Genomic DNA, 16588 nt, shown 5'->3' on the forward strand with positions numbered 1-16588 from the left:
AGCTACTTGAGGAAGTCCGGGATGTCGAGGTCGTCCGTGCGTCGGCGCGGCGGCTCCTCGTCGAAGATCCGGGGAACCTCGAGCTGGCCCGTGGCGGGCGTCGGCTGCACCGGCTGGTAGACGTTCGGCGTCGGCTCGGCCGTCTCCTGCGCGGAGGACGCGTACGGGTCGGTCGCAGGGACGACGGGCTGGTAGCGCTCGCCCTCCTCGACCGGGACCACCGGGCGGGCCTGGGCGTGCATGCCGGTCGTCGCGGCCGGCTCCTGGCGACGCGTCGCAGGGCGCTCGATCGCGGGCGCCGGTGCGGCGCTCTCGACCTGGCCGAGGCCGCGGCCGTCCTTGCGCACCTGCGGGGCGCCGCCGTCGAACCCGGCGGCGATGACGGTCACGCGGACCTCGTCGCCGAGCGCGTCGTCGATGACCGCACCGAAGATGATGTTCGCCTCGGGGTGGGCGGCCTCGTGGACGAGGCGCGCGGCCTCGTTGATCTCGAAGAGGCCGAGGTCGGAGCCGCCCTGGATCGAGAGCAGCACGCCGTGCGCGCCGTCGATGCTCGCCTCGAGCAGCGGCGACGAGATCGCGAGCTCGGCGGCCTGGACCGCGCGGTCGTCGCCACGGGCCGAGCCGATGCCCATGAGGGCCGAGCCGGCGCCCTGCATGACCGACTTCACGTCGGCGAAGTCGAGGTTGATCAGGCCCGGCGTCGTGATGAGGTCGGTGATGCCCTGGACACCCGAGAGGAGCACCTGGTCGGCCTGGTGGAACGCGTCGAGCGCCGAGACGTTGCGGTCGGACATCGACAGCAGGCGGTCGTTCGGGATGACGATGAGGGTGTCGACCTCGTTGCGCAGCGCGTCGATGCCCGCGTCGGCCTGGTTGGAGCGGCGGCGACCCTCGAACGTGAACGGGCGCGTGACGACGCCGACGGTCAGGGCGCCGAGCGAGCGGGCGATGCGCGCGACGACGGGCGCACCACCCGTGCCGGTGCCACCACCCTCGCCCGCGGTGACGAAGACCATGTCGGCGCCCCGCAGGACGTCCTCGATCTCCTCGGTGTGGTCCTCGGCTGCCTTCTTCCCGACCTCGGGGTCGGCGCCAGCGCCGAGCCCGCGCGTGAGCTCACGACCGACGTCGAGCTTGACGTCGGCGTCGGACATCAGCAGCGCCTGAGCATCGGTGTTGATCGCGATGAACTCGACTCCCTTGAGCCCCACCTCGATCATGCGGTTGACGGCGTTCACGCCACCGCCGCCGATGCCCACCACCTTGATGACGGCCAGGTAGTTCTGCGGTGTTGCCACGGGGGTACCTCTCGATCGGTGCTGGCAACCTTCACCCTCAGGTAGAGGGTTAGAGTTATGTCACGTTCTGCTAGTGGGACGCTATGCGCCATGACGACCGTGGGCAACGACCACGGGCGCGTGTCGCTCCGCGATGTGCAGCCGTCCCGCGCGACGCCGCCGCTCAGCGGGTGATGGGCGCGTTCGGCGCCGAGACGTCGAACACCTTCGACCCCTTCGACGCCTTCGCCTTGCGCAGCACCTCGAGCACGCGGACCTTCAGGGCCGCCTCCGCGGAGCTCCCCCACACGACCGTCGCGCCGCCGCGCATCTCCATCTGGACGTCGTCCGGGCTCGTCGCCGAGATCGTCCGCACGTCCTGCGCGATCTTCGGCGGCAGCGCGTTGAGCAGGATGAGCGCGCTCGCGAGCGTGCGCCGGCTGTCCTGGTCGAGCGGGAACGTGATCTCCGGCAGACCGTCCGGGACCTTGGTCGACAGACCGACCTGGACGCCCTCGTCGTCGAGCAGGACGTATCCCTTACCCTCGGGCACCGCCGCGACGGGCTCGCGCGAGACGAGCCGGACGCTCAGCCCGCGGGGCCAGTCCCGCTCGATCGTCGCGTCACGCACGCCCGGCACCTCGAGGATCCGGGCGCGCAACCGCACCGTGTCCAGCCGCGTGAGCGGCGTGCCCGCCTGGACCGCGACGACCTCCTCGACCGCCCCAGGCGCGATGACCGTACCCAGGCCCTCGACGACGACCTGGTCCTCGTCGAGAGCGAACGCAGGCGAGAAGAACACGCCCCACACGCCAGCACCCACCACGACCAGGCCGGCGACGACCCACAACGCGCGGCGCAGCAGCAGGTGCCGACGAGCGGCCGCCTTCTCGGCGAGGCGCGCCGCGAACCCCGTCGAGACCGTCGGCACTCGCACGGACGGACCGGGCAGCGGCGCGACCGGCACGGGAGCGCACGGCGCGCTCTTCGCGCTCGGTCGTCGTGCGCCCGCCGGGCGTGCAGGGACCGACGGCGGCGAGGGCGGCGACGGCACCGGCGCCGCGGGAGCCTGGCGCGGGCGCGGCGCAGGAGGAGCGGCCCGACGCTGCGTCGGGCGCTCCCCCGGGCGCGGGGCGCCCGGCCGCGGACGTGCCGGTGGCTTCACTCCGACGACCTCGCCAGCTCGTCGAGGACGACGGGCGCGAGCTCGGTGACGTCACCCGCGCCGATCGTCAGCACGAGGTCGCCGGGACGTGCGAGCCGCGCGACCGTCCGGGCGGCCTCGACCTTGTCCGCGACGTACCGGGCGCCGCGGACGCTGCGCGACGTGATGAGCTCGCCCGTCACGTCCGGGTCGTCGTCCTCGCGCGCGGCGTAGACACCCGTCACGACCGCCTCGTCGGCGAGGTCGAGCGCCGCCGCGAACTCGGCGGCGAACGCCTTGGTCCGGGAGAACAGGTGCGGCTGGAACAGCGCGAGCACGCGCCCCTCCCCTGCCGCGGGGCGCGCACCGGTGAGGAGCGCCGCGACCTCGGTCGGGTGGTGCGCGTAGTCGTCGACGACGCGCACCCCGCCCGCCGAGCCGCGGTCCTCGAAGCGACGGCCCGTACCGACGAACGCGCCGACGGCCTCGACCGCAGCCCCCAACGGGACGCCGAGCAGGAGCGCCGTCGCGACCGCGCCCGCGGCGTCGAGCATGTTGTGCTCGCCAGGGACCCGCAGGGCGACCGGGGCGCTGCCCGTCGCTCCCCCGACGCCCGCGACGTGGAGCGTCGCCGTCGAGCCGTCGCCCGACGGCGTGTAGCCCTCGACGCGCACGTCGGCGTCCGGCGACGTGCCGTACGTCACGACCTGGCCGCCGACCGCACGGTGGCCCTCGACGATCCGGCGTGCACCGGCGTCGTCGACGCACGCCACGAGGTGGCCGCCCGGCCGCACGCGTGCTGCGAACTCGACGAACGCCCGCTCGAACGCCTCGGTCGTGCCGTAGTTGTCGAGGTGGTCCGGCTCGACGTTCGTGACGACCGCGATCGTCGGTCGGTAGTTGAGGAAGGAGCGGTCCGACTCGTCCGCCTCGGCGACGAGCACGTCGCCCGACCCGAGATGGCCGCCCGGGAGCGCGCCGTCCGCGGTGCGCACCGAGCCGCCGATCGCGAACGACGGCGCGAGGCCAGCCCCCTCGAGCAGCACGGCGATCATCGCGGACGTCGTCGTCTTCCCGTGCGCGCCCGCGACGGCGACCGCCCGGTTGCCCTCCATGAGCGCCGCGAGCGCCTGCGAGCGGTGCAGCACGCGCAGCCCCGCGGCCCGCGCAGCCGCGAGCTCCGGGTTGGACTCGCGCACGGCGCTCGACACGACCACCGTGCTCGCTCCCGCGACGTGCGCGGCGTCGTGCCCGACCCACACGCGCACGCCGTCGGCCTCGAGGGCGTCGAGGACCGCACCTCCGCGCGCGTCCGAGCCCTGCACGTCGACGCCGCGGGAGCGCAGCAGGCGCGCCACGACGGACATGCCGGCCCCGCCGACACCCACGAGGTGGACCGTCCCGAGGTCAGCGACGGCCGGGACGTCGTCCGCGAACCGCGACATCGGCGACCCAGCCATCACGCCTCACCCGCCGCGCGCTCGACCAGGTCCGCGACGTCCGCCGCCGCGCCCACGCGGCCGACGCGCGCCGCGGCCTCGGCCATCTGCGCGACCCGCTCCTCGTCGGCGAGCAGGGTGAGCAGCTGCGTGCTCACCCAGTCGGGGGTCACCTCAGCGTCGTCCACGAGGAGGCCGCCGCCCGCGTGCACCGCAGGCAGCGCGTTGAGCCGCTGCTCACCGTTGCCGATCGGCAGCGGCACGTACACGGCGGGGAGCCCGAGCGCCGTGAGCTCGGCGACCGTGCCCGCGCCCGAGCGGCACAGCACGACGTCGCACGCCGCGAGCGCGAGGTGCATGTCTTCGAGGTACTCACGCACGTGGTACCGGCCGGCGAGCGCGGGACGCTGCTCGAGCGCGTCCGTGAGGGCCTCGGACTTGCCGTTGCCGGTGAGGTGGAGCACCTGCGCGTCGGACGCGGCGACGTCGTCGAGCGCGCGCGTCATCGCGTCGTTGAGGCTCTGCGCGCCGAGCGAGCCGCCCGTGACGAGGAGAGTCCTGCGGTCGGGGTCGATGCCCAGGACCGCCGCGGCCTCGCGTCGGACCTTCGCAGCGTTCTCCTCGCGGGCGCGGACGAGGTCGGCGATCTCGCGCCGCAGCGGGAGGCCCGTGATGATGCCGCCGCGCAGGGGCGTGCCCGGGAAGGTCACGGCCACAGAGCGCGCCCACCGGGCGCCGAGCTTGTTCGCGAGCCCAGGACGAGCGTTCTGCTCGTGGATGACGACGGGGACGCCGAGGCGGCGCGCGGCGAGGTACGCGGGCGTCGACACGTAGCCGCCGAAGCCGACGACGACCTGCGCCTCGTTCTCCGTGATCGCACGCGACGCTGCGGCAACGGCCGCACGCAGACGCCGCGGCACCGAGAGGAGATCCGCCCCGGGGCGACGCGGCAGCGGCACGCGCGGCACGACCGCCATCGGGTAGCCTCGCGCCGGGACGAGCGTCGACTCGAGACCCTCCTGGGTCCCGAGGACCGTCAACCGCGCCTCGGGGTGCCGCGACCGCAGCTCGTCCGCGACCGCGAGCATCGGGTTGACGTGCCCCGCGGTCCCTCCTCCGGCAAGAAGCACCGACTCAACCACGTCTCACGCGTCCTTCCGACGACGACGAACCGACCCGCCGACGACCGCGAGCGACCGCCGGACGGTCCCGGACCGAGCAGCGAGCGCCTCGCGCGCCCCTGGCTCGTCCCGGGCAAAGCTGATCACGACCCCGAGTGCGGCCATCGTCATGATGAGCGCGGAGCCGCCCGCCGACACGAGCGGGAGAGGGACGCCGATGACCGGCAGCGCACCGATCACGACGCCGATGTTGACGAGCGCCTGCCCGACGATCCAGCAGCAGATCGCGCCCGTCGTGACCTTGACGGCCGGGTCCGGGTGCCGCACGACGACGCGCGACATCGCGTAGCCGAGCGCCCCGAACAGCACGAGCATGAGCACCGTGCCCTGGAGGCCGAGCTCCTCACCGATCACGGCGAAGATGAAGTCGTTGTGCGCCTCCGGCAGGTACAGCCACTTCTCGCTGCCTGCGCCGAGCCCGACGCCTGAGAGCCCGCCCGAGGCGAGCGCCCACTTGCCGTGGATGAACTGGTAGCACGTCGCGACGCTCGGGTCGCACGACGCGTTGAGCCAGGAGTCGATGCGTCCGAGGCGGTTGCTGTTGCCCTGGAACGCGACGAGCGCCCACACGGCCACGCCCATCGCGAGGCCGCCCGCCATGAACATCCGCCCCGGGACGCCCGCGATCCACAGGGCACCCGCGACGACCATGAGCAGGATGATCGCGGTGCCGAGGTCGTGGCCCGCGAGCACGAGACCGACGACGATACCGACGACGGGCACCGCGGGCATGAAGACGTGCCCCCACTGGTGCAGGAGCCGCGCCTTGCGCGCGAGCACCGTGCCGAGCCAGATCGCGAGAGCGAGCTTCGCGATCTCTGCGGGCTGGACGGTGAATCCGCCGAGGTAGATCCAGCCCGTGTTGCCGCCCTTCGAGCGGGCGAGCGGCGTGAAGATCAGCAGCTGCATGCCGATCGCGGCGGCGAGGAAGGGCCACGAGACGCGCTTGTAGAACGACGGCCGCATCAGGCTCGCGGCGACGAGGGCGATCGTGCCGAGGAACGCGTACTGCGCCTGCCCGAGGAAGATCTCGTAGGGCGAGTCGCCGCGCTGGAGGGACTTGACCGACGACGCGGACAGCACCATCCCGAGGCCGATCAGGACGAGCAGGGTCGTCAGCCCCACGAGGAGGTAGTAGCTCGCGACAGGGCTGTCGAGGAACCCGAGCAGGGGTCGGCGCCGGGCACGCTCCGGTCGGGACGTGCCCTCGGATTCGGTCGAGGCGCGAGCGCGGTCCGTCGCCATCCGCGTCGTCACCTCCTCACTCACCGTCGCGGCTGTGCTGGCGCGCGGCCGCGGCGAACTTCTCGCCACGCTCCGCGTACGAGCGGAACTGGTCCATCGAGGCGCAGGCCGGCGCCAGGAGAACCGTGTCACCCGCCTGCGCGAGGCTGGCGGCCGCAGCGACGGCGCGCGCCATCACGGTCCCAGTCTCGCCAGGATCGACACGCACGACCGGGAGATCGGGCGCGTGTCGGTCGATGGCTTCCGTGAGCAGGCTCGCGTCGGCACCGATGAGGACGGCGGCGCGCAGCCTGTCACGACGCTCGATCACGAGGTCGTCGAACGTCGCGCCCTTGGCGAGACCTCCCGCGACCCACACGACCGTGCCGGGCGCGAAGGCGGCGAGCGACGCAGAAGCCGCGTGCGCGTTCGTCGCCTTCGAGTCGTCGACGTAGGCGACGGTGCCGCCGGGGACGGTCGCGGTCGCGACCGTCTCGATGCGGTGCTGACCGGGACGGAAGGCCCGGGCTCCACGGCGCACGTCGTCCGCCGCGAGGCCGTGCGCGCGGGCGAGCGCGGCCGCCGCGAGCACGTTCGCGACGACGTGCGGCGCGACGCGGCCGTCCGGGCCGGCGAGGTGCTCGAGGTCCGCGAGGGTGAGCAGCTCCTCGGCGCTGTCGTGACGGGACGGGTCGTCGGCCCGGGTGTGGAAGGCCCTGTCGACGACGATGTCCTCGACGAGCCCGATCTCGGCGCGTCCGGGCGAGCCGAGCGTGAAGCCCACGGCGCGGGCCCCCTCCTCAACGTCGGCCCGCTCGACGAGGCGACGCGTCGCCGGGTCGGCGACGTTGTAGACGCACGCGACCTGGGCCCGCTCGAAGATGCGGCCCTTGTCGGCTGCGTACGCCTCGGCGGAGCCGTGCCAGTCGACGTGGTCGGTCGCGATGTTGAGGACCGCGCCCGCCTCGACGGACATCGTGTGCGTGAAGTGCAGCTGGAAGCTCGAGAGCTCGACGGCGAGGACGTCGACCGCAGGGTCGACGGCCGCCTCGACGACCGGGCGACCGACGTTCCCGACCTCGGCGACCTCGCGGCCCGCCGCAGCGAGCATCGACGTGAGCATTCCGACCGTCGTGGTCTTCCCGTTCGTGCCCGTGACCGCGAGCCACGGCGCGGGGCCACCGCCCGAGGCCCGGTCGACGCGCAGCCGCCACGCGAGCTCGATCTCGCTCCACACCGGCACGCCCGCCTCGGCAGCCGCCGCGAGCAGCGGGTGCGACGGCGCCCAGCCGGGCGACGCGACGATCAGGTCGACCGTCGCGAGGTCGACGTCCGCGCTGTCCTGGAGGTCGGCGTCGGGCGCCTTCGCGTCGAGCGTCGTGACCGCGGCCGCGCGCCCGTCGAGCGCTGCGGCGACCGCGCGGCCCGTGACGCCGAGCCCTGCGACGAGGACGCGCGCGCCAGCGAGGTCGAGGTCGTCCGAGGTGCCAGGGTGACCCGACGTCACCATCCGGCGACCCACTCGGTGTAGAACAGGCCGATGCCGAGCGCGGCGAAGAGGCCCGCGATGATCCAGAAGCGGATCACGATCGTGACCTCGCCCCAGCCCGAGAGCTCGAAGTGGTGGTGGAGCGGCGCCATCTTGAACACGCGCTTGCCCGTGAGCTTGAAGCCGCCGATCTGGATGACGTCCGACATGACGATCACGACGAACAGACCACCGATGATGGCCGCGAGGATCTCGGTGCGCGTGAGGATCGACAGCGCGGCGAGCGCACCGCCGAGCGCGAGGGAGCCCGTGTCCCCCATGAAGATCTTCGCGGGCGACGCGTTCCACCACAGGAACCCGAAGAGCGCGCCGGTGATCGCGGCCGCGACGACCGCGAGGTCCCACGGGTCGCGCACCTCGTAGCAGCTCGGTCCCGCGGACGTGATGACGGCGCAGCGCTGGTTCCACTGCCAGATGCCGACGAACGTGTAGGCGCCGAACACCATGAGCGACACGCCGGTCGCGAGACCGTCGAGGCCGTCCGTGAGGTTCACCGCGTTGGACCAGGCCGTGATGAGGAAGTTCGCCCACAGGACGAAGAGGATCAGGCCGATCGTCGCGCCCGCGAACGCAAGGTCGATGCCCGTGTCCCGGACGAACGAGATCTTGGTCGACGCCGGCGTGCGGAAGCTCGCGTCCGGGAAGTTCAGCGCGAGCACCGAGAACGCGATACCCACGAAACCCTGGCCGATGATCTTGCCGCGCGCGGACAGACCGAGGCTGCGCTGGCGGGAGATCTTGATGAAGTCGTCGAGGAACCCGACGAGGCCGAGGCCCGTCATGAGGAACAGCGCGAGGAACGTCGAGACGCTCGGCAATCTCCCCGCGACGATCGCGGACGCCGCGACCCCGACGAGTACCGAGCCGATGATGACGACGCCGCCCATCGTGGGCGTGCCGCGCTTGGTGAAGTGCGCTGTCGGCCCGTCCTGGCGGATGAACTGCCCGTACTGCTTGTGCACGAGGTACCGGATGAACAGCGGCGTCAGCAGCAGCGACAGCACGAGCGCCGTGCCGCCCGCGACGAGGATGGCGATCATGCGGCGGCCCCCGCGGCCACGAGGCTGTCGGCGAGGCGCCACAGCCCCGTGCCGTTCGACGCCTTGACGAGGACGACGTCACCCTCGCGGAGATAGTCCGCGAGCAGCTTCTCGGCGGCCTCGAGGTCGTCGACCTGGACGACCTCGTCGCCCCACGACCCCTCCATCTGGGCGCCGTCGAAGATCGCCCACGCGCCGGGCCCGACGACGATCGTCAGGTTGATGTTCAGGCGGACCGCGAGCCGGCCGACCTCGTCGTGCCGCTCCCGGCTCTCCTCGCCGAGCTCGAGCATCTCACCGAGCACGGCGACCGACCGCCGCTCGCGCCCCGCGACGACGGCGAGCGCCTTGAGCGCCGCACGCATCGAGTCGGGGTTCGCGTTGTAGGAGTCGTCGATGACCGTGACGCCGTCGGGGCGGTCGACGACGTGCATGCGGTGCGGGCTGAGCGCGGTCGCGGCGCTCAGGCGCTCGGCGACGGTCGCGACGTCGAGCCCGAGCTGGAGGCCCACCGCCGCGCACGCGAGCGCGTTCGACAGGTGGTGCTCGCCGACGAGCCTCAGGCTCACGGGGGCGCTGGCACCGCGCGCGTGCAGCACGAAGGACACGCGGCCCGCGCGGTCGATCCGGACGTCGTCGGCGGCGACCTGCGCTCCCGAGACGGTCCCGAACGTCACGACGTCACCTGCGGCGAGCGACGCCATCGCGACGACGCGGTGGTCGTCGGCGTTGAGGACGGCGACGCCGCCCTCGGCCGCGCCAGTGACGAGCTCGCTCTTGGCGCGGGCGATCGCCTCGACACCTCCGAACTCGCCGAGGTGCGCGGTGCCAACCGCGAGGACGACAGCGACGTCGGGCGGGGCGATGCTCGTGAGGTACATGATGTTGCCCTCGTGGTCCGCACCCATCTCGAGGACGAGGTAGCGCGTCGTCTCCGTGACCTGCAGGACGGTGAGCGGCAGCCCGATCTCGTTGTTGAACGAGCCGCGCGGCACGACCGTCTCCCCCTCCGGGGAGACGACCTGGCCGATGAGGTCCTTCGTCGTCGTCTTGCCGACCGAGCCGGTCACGGCGACGACCTTGAGCTCGCCGCGCGAGCGCACACGCGCGAGTACCTCCCGGGCGAGCTGCCCGAGCGCCAGCTGCACGTCGTCGACCACGACGACCGCCGGGGCGTCGACGTCGCGACCCGCGAGGACGACGGACGCGCCCGCCTCCGTCGCCTTGCCCACGAAGTCGTGACCGTCGACGTGCTCGCCCGCGAACGCGACGAAGAGCCCTCCCGGCTCGACGAGCCTGGAGTCCACCACGACCGGTCCCGTGACGACTACGCCGCCGTCGCCGACGAGCCTGCCGCCGGTGAGGCGGGCGATCTCGTCGGCCCTGAGAGCGATCATGCGTGCGTATCTCCTTCGTCGTGCGGCGTGGGCGCCGTGCGCTCGCGCCCCGTGCTCCGGGCGGCCAGCGCGGCCCGCGCCTCCACCCGATCATCCAACGGCAGGTCGACCCCGTCGACCTCCTGGACCGTCTCGTGCCCGCGCCCCGCGAGCAGGACCGTGTCCGTGGCGGCAGCCGAGAGGACCGCCTGCCGGATCGCTTCCGCGCGGGGCGCGATCTCGAGTATCTCAGGTCCGGGACCCTCACGTCCGGTGACGGCCCGGGCACCCGCGATCACCTCGGCGCGGATCGGGCCCGGCGGCTCGCTGTGCGGGTCGTCGTCCGTGACGACGACCACGTCCGCGAACCGCGCGGCGACCGCCCCCATGTGGGGGCGCTTGCCGCGGTCTCGGTCCCCCGTCGCGCCGAAGACGACGACGAGGCGCCCGGGCGTCGTCATGCGCAGCGAGCTCAGCGCGAGCTCGAGCGCGTCGGCGTTGTGCGCGAAGTCGACGACGACGCGCGGCGCGTCCGAGAGCACCTCCATGCGGCCGGGGACGCGGGCGTCGAAGCCCTCGGGCCCGAGCGCGGCGACGAGCGTGTCCGCGTCGACGCCGGACTCGAGCAGCATGACGCACGCGAGCGCGGCGTTGGCGACGTTGAACCCGCCCGGCAGCGCGACGCGCGTCGCGACGCGGCGGCCGTCGCGGTGCACGAGCGTGAAGCGCGAACCGCCCGGCTCGGTCTCGACGTCCTGGACCGTCCAGTCGGCGTCGGCGTCGACGGTGGTCGTCGCGACCGTCGTGACGGGCACGCGGGCCTCGCGCGCCAGGCGCGCACCCCACTCGTCGTCGACGACGACGACCCCGCGCCGGGCGCGCTCGGGCCCGAACAGCTCGGCCTTCACGGCGAAGTAGTCCTCGAGCGTGCCGTGGAAGTCGAGGTGGTCCTGGCTGAGGTTGGTGAAGCCGACGACGTCGAACACGATGCCGTCGACGCGATGCATCGCGATCGAGTGGGACGACACCTCCATCGAGAGCGTGTCGACGTCGTCCGCGACCATCGCCGCGAGCCAGCCCTGCAGCTCGGGTGCCTCCGGGGTCGTGAGGGTGCTGGGCACGACGGTGTCGCCGAACCGCGACTCGACCGTGCCGACGAGACCCGTGCGGCGGCCGAGAGCGCGCAGGGCGTGGTCGAGCAGGAACGTCGTCGTCGTCTTGCCGTTCGTGCCCGTGACGCCGAAGGTGCGCATCGCCGCGGCGGGTTCGCCGTGCACGGCCGCGGCGACCGCGCCGAGCGTCGCGCGGACGTCCTCGGCGACGAGGACGGGGACGTCGCACCCGGCGTCCCGGACCGCCCGGGCGCCTGCCGCGTCGGTGAGGACCGCCGTCGCGCCCCGACTCACGGCGTCGGCGGCGAACGATGCGCCGTGCACGCGCGCCCCCGGGACGGCGGCGAACAGGTCACCCGCCTCGGCCCGACGGTTGTCGAGGACGACGGACGAGACCGTCACCGTCGGGTCACCCTCGAGCCTGACGCCCGGGTGCGCGGCGAGGTCGGCGACCTGGACCTGTCGACGGGCAGGCGGAAGGATGCGCGAAGAGCTCACGGAGCAGAACCTATCTGGTGCGCGCCGGCCCGGCGCTCGGACGGACCGCGGCGTGACGTGTGAGGAATGTGCAGGCTCACCACTCGAGCGGGAACGTCTTCGGCTTCGAGTCGTTCGGCTCGACGCCGAGGTGCTGAAGCGCGAAGGCCGTCACGTCCGAGAACACGGGCGCCGCGACGACGCCTCCGTACTGGAGCTCCGGGTAGTACAGGACGACGGAGACCGCGACGCGCGGGTCGTCCGCCGGGGCGACGCCGTTGAACGACGCGACGAAGTGGTCGAGCTTCCCGGTGTGCGGGTTGGCCGCCTGCGCGGTTCCCGTCTTGCCCGCGACGCGGTAGCCGGGGATCGCGGCGAGCGAGCCCGTACCGTCCGAGACGACGGACTCCATCATCGCGAGGACGGTGTCGGCGGTCTTCTCCGAGACGACGCGCACCGGCTCGTCGACCTCGTACGGGGTCACCGTCCCGTCGGGCGCGACGTACTCCTTGACGATGTGCGGCTGCGCACGCAGGCCGCCGTTCGCGATCGTCGCGAACACCTCGTTCGCCTGGATCGCGTTCACGGAGACGCCCTGTCCGAACAGGACGTTCCACTGGGTGCGGCCGTCCCACTTCTCGACGGGGTGCAGGATGCCGGGCGACTCGCCCGGCAGGCCCACGCCCGTGCGCTTGCCGAAGCCGAACTTCGACAGGTAGTCGTAGCGCACCTGCTTCGGGATCTTCTCGCCGATCTGCACGGTGCCCGTGTTGGACGACTCGGCGAAGATGCCCGCGACCGTCATCTTCTGGACGGGGTGCTCGTGGGAGTCGCGGATCGTCTGGTTGTTCGACGTCACGTACGCGTCAGGCACCTCGAACTTGCTCGTCGGCGTGACGACACCCGTCTCGAGCGCTGCCGCCATCGTGATGACCTTGGCGGTCGAGCCCGGCTCGAAGACGTTCGACACGGCGCGCGAGCCCCACGTCGACGGGTCGGACGAGCTCAGGTCGCCCGGGTTCACCGTGTCCGTCTCGCCGAGCGCGAGGACCGCGCCGGTCTTGACGTCCGACACGATCGCGAAGCCGTACGTCGCGCCCGTCTTGCGCTTGGCGGCCTGGATCGCGTCCTGCGCCTTCCACTGCAGGTCGCCGCTCAGGGTGAGGCGGACGTCCTGACCGGGCTGGGCCTCGGTGCGCTCCTGCTCACCGGTCGGGATCTGGTGGCCGCGCAGGCCCGTCTCGACCTCGTACGAGCCGGGCGTCCCGCGCAGCGCCTCGTCGAAGGTCTGCTCGACGCCGGCCGAGCCCACTCCCTCGGCGTTGACGAAGCCGATGATGTTGCCCGCCGTCGTGCCGTTCGGGTACTCGCGCACGCTCGTGCGCTCGGCCGCGATTCCCGTGATGTTGAAGGCCTTGACCGCCTGCCACGTGTCCGGCAGGACGTTCTTGGCGATGTACTTACCGCGGCTCGTGCCGACGAGGTCGGCGGCGAGCTCGGTCGGCTTCACACCGAGGATCGGCGCGAGGACCTCGGCGGCAGCCTCGATGCCGGTGCCGACGATCTCCCGGTCGACGACGTGCTTCCACGTCGGGACGAGCGTCAGGTCGGCCTTGATGTGGTACCGCTCCCCCGACGTCGCGAGCACGTTGCCGTCCGCGTCGAGGATGTCGCCACGACCCGCCGGGATCGTGCCGCTCACGAGCCGCTGCTCGAGTGCCGCGGCGGCGAGCTCAGGGCCCTGGATGATCTGGATCGACACGAGACGGCCCGTGAAACCGACGAGCACCGCGAGCACGCCCGCCATGAACCAGCGCTGACGTCGACGGGGGTCACCGACACGCGCGCGCGGCACGAGCGGCTTGCGCGGTGCGGGCGGCGTCGGCCGACGGCTCGCGGACGGGCGCGCGACCCCGGGACGCTGGCCCGGACGTGCGGGCGCGGCACCGCGGGCGCGGGAGCTCTCTGCGCCGCCGCGCGTCGGCACGGCGCCCCGTGAGCGCGGGGGCACGGCGCTGCGGGCACGCGGGGCCGTCGTGGCACCGGCGCCAGCCGCCGCGCCCGGGCGGCCCTGGGCGGGACGAGGCGGCGTGACGCCGTCGCGCGGTGCGACGCCTGCCGGGCGCTGCGCGCGAGCACTCGAGGCCTGACGGTGCGGTGCCTGGCTGCGCGAGGCGCCCTGCTTGCGCGGTGTGCCTTGGCCACGGCCTGGGGGCTGACCGCTGCGCGGGCTCGCGTCGCCGAACCCCGCGCCCGCCTGGCGGCCTGCCGACGTGCGGCGCGGCTGCTCGCCGGCGCGCGGAGGCACGCGGCGCGGCTGAGCCGTGCGCGACCTCTGCTCGTCCATCTCTACGTCCTACTTCTTCGCCGGGGCGGGCGCCCCGATGATCTTTCCGGCGCCGAGATCGATGAACGCGGGGGTCGAGTCCTGGACCATGCCCAGCTCGCGGGCCCGCTTGGCGAGCGCCCCCGGGGACGACTTCGCGTCGAGGTCCGCGAGGAGCGCCTGCTCCTGCTCGGCGAGCCGAGCGATCGTCGACTGCAGGTCACGCTCCTCGTACGCGCCGTGCGCCATCGCCGTGTTCAGCAGCAGCACGCTCACGAGCGCCGCGACGAGGACCGCCATGCAGAGCAGCACGAACGGGACCCGGCTGCGCGACCGCGCCGGGGCCGCGACGAGATGGATGTCGGGCGTCGGCTGCGCGGGCGCGGGGGCGGTAGCCCGCCGGACCGAGGGGGCGAAGGAAGGCACGCGTGCGGGCGCTGCGCTCGAGCTCATGGGTGCACCGCCGTACGGTCGAGAAGGTGGTCAGGGGTCGGTCGGGTCCGGCGCGCGGCGCGCAGCCGGACGGAGGCTGATCGCGGGTTGCTCTCGAGCTCCGCGCCGCGGGCCTCCTCCGCGCCGCGGGTGAGCAGCTCGAGGTAGGGCTTGTGCGTCTCGGGCTCGACCGGTAGCCCGGGCGGGGCGCTCGACGTCGCCCCGCGGGCCAAGGTCCGCTTGACGATGCGGTCCTCGAGCGAGTGGTACGACTCGACGACGATCCGCCCGTCGACCGCGAGCACCTCGACCGCAGCGGGGACCGCGCGGGAGAGCACCTCGAGCTCGCCGTTGACCTCGATCCGCAGCGCCTGGAAGGTGCGCTTGGCCGGGTTGCCCCCGGTCTTGCGGGTCGCGGCGGGGATGCAAGCACGCACGAGGTCGACGAGCTCGGCGCTGCGCGTCCACGGGCGTTCCTCGCGGCGTCGGACGATCGAACGGGCGATCTTGCTCGCGAACCGCTCCTCGCCGTACTCCCGCAGGATGCGCGTGAGGTCCTTCTCGCCGTACGTGTTGAGGACGTCGGCCGCCGTGAGACCGGTGGTGGCATCCATGCGCATGTCGAGCGGCGCGTCCTGCGCGTACGCGAAGCCGCGGTCGGCCTCGTCGAGCTGGAGGGACGAGACGCCGAGGTCCATGAGGACGCCCTGGACCTTGCTCAGGCCCTGGTCCGCGACGACGTCGGCGATCTCGTCGTAGACCGCGTGCACAGGGGTGAACCGGTCGCCGAACCGCTCGAGCCGCCTGGACGCGAGCTCGAGCGCCTGGGTGTCACGGTCGATCCCGACGACCCGCGCCGCGGGGAGCTGCTCGAGGACGGCCTCGGTGTGGCCGCCCATGCCGAGGGTGCAGTCGACGAGGACGGCGCCGGGAGCCGCGAGCGCGGGGGCGAGGAGGTCGACGCAGCGCTGGAGGAGCACGGGGACGTGGCGGTCCTCGGTCGGACGCGGGTCGTTCGCCATGAGCTCTCCTCTCGTTGCTGGTCGTCGCCCGGGAGCGCGGTGCGGGTCGTGCAGGTGGGGTTCGTGCAGGTGGACGGGGCAGGTCGGTGGTGCTGAGCAGCCGCCCGACCAGGTCTCCCACCGCGACCCCGCTGGCACCGGGGAAGGTGCGCCAGATGGGGCGGGAGGAGGCCGAGACGTACGGCTGCGCGGGTCCTAGAACGGGAAGGGAGGCAGCACCTCCTCGGCCGTGTCGGCATAACCGGACTCCTGGCTCGCCAGGTACTCGTCCCAGGCGGCGGCGTCCCAGATCTCGACGCGGGTTCCCATCCCGATGACGGCCACGTCGCGGTCGAGCTTCGCGTACTCGCGCAGGGGCGCGGGGATGGAGATGCGGCCCTGCTTGTCGGGGATCTCGTCGCTCGCGCCCGAGAGGAAGACACGGAGGTAGTCGCGGGACTGCTTGCTCGTGATCGGGGCGAGGCGGATCTGCTCGTACATCCGGCGGAACTCGTCCATCGGGAGGAGGTAGAGGCAGTGCTCCTGGCCGCGGGTCATCACGAGGCCGGAGGCGAGCTGCGACCGGAACTTGGCCGGGAGGATGAGCCGCCCCTTGTCGTCGAGACGCGGGTTGTAGGTGCCCAGCAGGAGGCTCGGCGCGCCCGTGAACGACTCAGCGCCCATGCGGATGCACCTCCCTCCATCTCCCGATGGCCCCACAGTACTCCACATTCCTCCACCGTCAACGACATCCAGCGCGCAATGCGCGCTCCGCCGCGACAAAGCCGCAGGTCAGAGCGATGGAGGAAAGTGGAGGGAATATCGCGCCAGCGGCCGCCGTAGCCAGCTGCCACGCCGACTGCCGCCTGAGAAGGGCGTGCGCGGCCGCAGAAAGCCGGTACCCGCTCCCCGCGCCGGGGGCTGTGGTGGAGCGAAGTGGGGGCCCGCCAGGGAGGGGCGGTTGAGCCCGCTCCGGGTCGGGACGAGTCCCGCACGAATCACCCTGG

The 16588-nt window shown here is 73.0% G+C and carries 13 protein-coding genes; all 13 read right to left on the reverse strand.

The window, feature by feature from the left end; translation table 11 throughout:
- Positions 1-2: 2 nt before the first annotated feature.
- A complete protein-coding gene (gene ftsZ / locus ATL41_RS02865; RefSeq protein WP_098457115.1) occupies positions 3-1301 on the reverse strand; it encodes a cell division protein FtsZ in 1299 nt (432 codons plus the stop codon).
- A gap of 163 nt (positions 1302-1464) precedes the next feature.
- Positions 1465-2217: a cell division protein FtsQ/DivIB gene (locus ATL41_RS02870; protein ID WP_169924483.1), complete on the reverse strand. Its 753-nt coding sequence runs from the start codon at positions 2215-2217 to the stop codon at positions 1465-1467.
- 224 nt (positions 2218-2441) lie between these two features.
- Entirely contained in the window at positions 2442-3884 is a 1443-nt protein-coding gene (gene murC, locus ATL41_RS02875) for a UDP-N-acetylmuramate--L-alanine ligase (protein WP_098457117.1), read from the reverse strand.
- Positions 3884-4951, reverse strand: a complete 1068-nt coding sequence (murG, locus tag ATL41_RS02880; protein ID WP_245854873.1) for an undecaprenyldiphospho-muramoylpentapeptide beta-N-acetylglucosaminyltransferase — start codon at positions 4949-4951, stop codon at positions 3884-3886. Before murG ends, murC begins: the two co-directional genes overlap by 1 nt.
- A 57-nt stretch (positions 4952-5008) precedes the next feature.
- The gene (locus tag ATL41_RS02885) at positions 5009-6289 is read right to left on the reverse strand and encodes an FtsW/RodA/SpoVE family cell cycle protein (RefSeq protein ID WP_098457119.1); all 1281 of its coding nucleotides are present in this window, start codon (positions 6287-6289) and stop codon (positions 5009-5011) included.
- 16 nt (positions 6290-6305) lie between these two features.
- Positions 6306-7778 (reverse strand): UDP-N-acetylmuramoyl-L-alanine--D-glutamate ligase, encoded by a 1473-nt coding sequence (murD, locus tag ATL41_RS02890; protein ID WP_098457120.1) that lies wholly within the window; start codon positions 7776-7778, stop codon positions 6306-6308.
- The gene (gene mraY / locus ATL41_RS02895; protein WP_098457121.1) at positions 7772-8857 is read right to left on the reverse strand and encodes a phospho-N-acetylmuramoyl-pentapeptide-transferase; all 1086 of its coding nucleotides are present in this window, start codon (positions 8855-8857) and stop codon (positions 7772-7774) included. The genes murD and mraY overlap by 7 nt, the downstream gene beginning before the upstream one ends.
- A complete protein-coding gene (locus ATL41_RS02900) occupies positions 8854-10254 on the reverse strand; it encodes a UDP-N-acetylmuramoyl-tripeptide--D-alanyl-D-alanine ligase (RefSeq protein ID WP_098457122.1) in 1401 nt (466 codons plus the stop codon). Before ATL41_RS02900 ends, mraY begins: the two co-directional genes overlap by 4 nt.
- Positions 10251-11843 (reverse strand): UDP-N-acetylmuramoyl-L-alanyl-D-glutamate--2,6-diaminopimelate ligase, encoded by a 1593-nt coding sequence (locus ATL41_RS02905; protein WP_098457123.1) that lies wholly within the window; start codon positions 11841-11843, stop codon positions 10251-10253. The genes ATL41_RS02900 and ATL41_RS02905 overlap by 4 nt, the downstream gene beginning before the upstream one ends.
- A gap of 76 nt (positions 11844-11919) precedes the next feature.
- Positions 11920-14169 carry a peptidoglycan D,D-transpeptidase FtsI family protein gene (locus ATL41_RS02910; RefSeq protein WP_098457124.1) on the reverse strand — a complete coding sequence of 750 codons (2250 nt, stop codon included), beginning with the start codon at positions 14167-14169 and terminating at the stop codon, positions 11920-11922.
- 9 nt (positions 14170-14178) lie between these two features.
- Positions 14179-14601: a cell division protein FtsL gene (gene ftsL, locus ATL41_RS02915; protein ID WP_098457125.1), complete on the reverse strand. Its 423-nt coding sequence runs from the start codon at positions 14599-14601 to the stop codon at positions 14179-14181.
- The gene (gene rsmH, locus ATL41_RS02920) at positions 14598-15602 is read right to left on the reverse strand and encodes a 16S rRNA (cytosine(1402)-N(4))-methyltransferase RsmH (RefSeq protein WP_098457126.1); all 1005 of its coding nucleotides are present in this window, start codon (positions 15600-15602) and stop codon (positions 14598-14600) included. The genes ftsL and rsmH overlap by 4 nt, the downstream gene beginning before the upstream one ends.
- A 195-nt stretch (positions 15603-15797) precedes the next feature.
- Positions 15798-16265 carry a division/cell wall cluster transcriptional repressor MraZ gene (gene mraZ, locus ATL41_RS02925; protein ID WP_098457127.1) on the reverse strand — a complete coding sequence of 156 codons (468 nt, stop codon included), beginning with the start codon at positions 16263-16265 and terminating at the stop codon, positions 15798-15800.
- Positions 16266-16588: the final 323 nt, after the last annotated feature.

This window comes from Flavimobilis soli (genome assembly GCF_002564025.1).
Taxonomy (GTDB): domain Bacteria; phylum Actinomycetota; class Actinomycetes; order Actinomycetales; family Cellulomonadaceae; genus Flavimobilis; species Flavimobilis soli.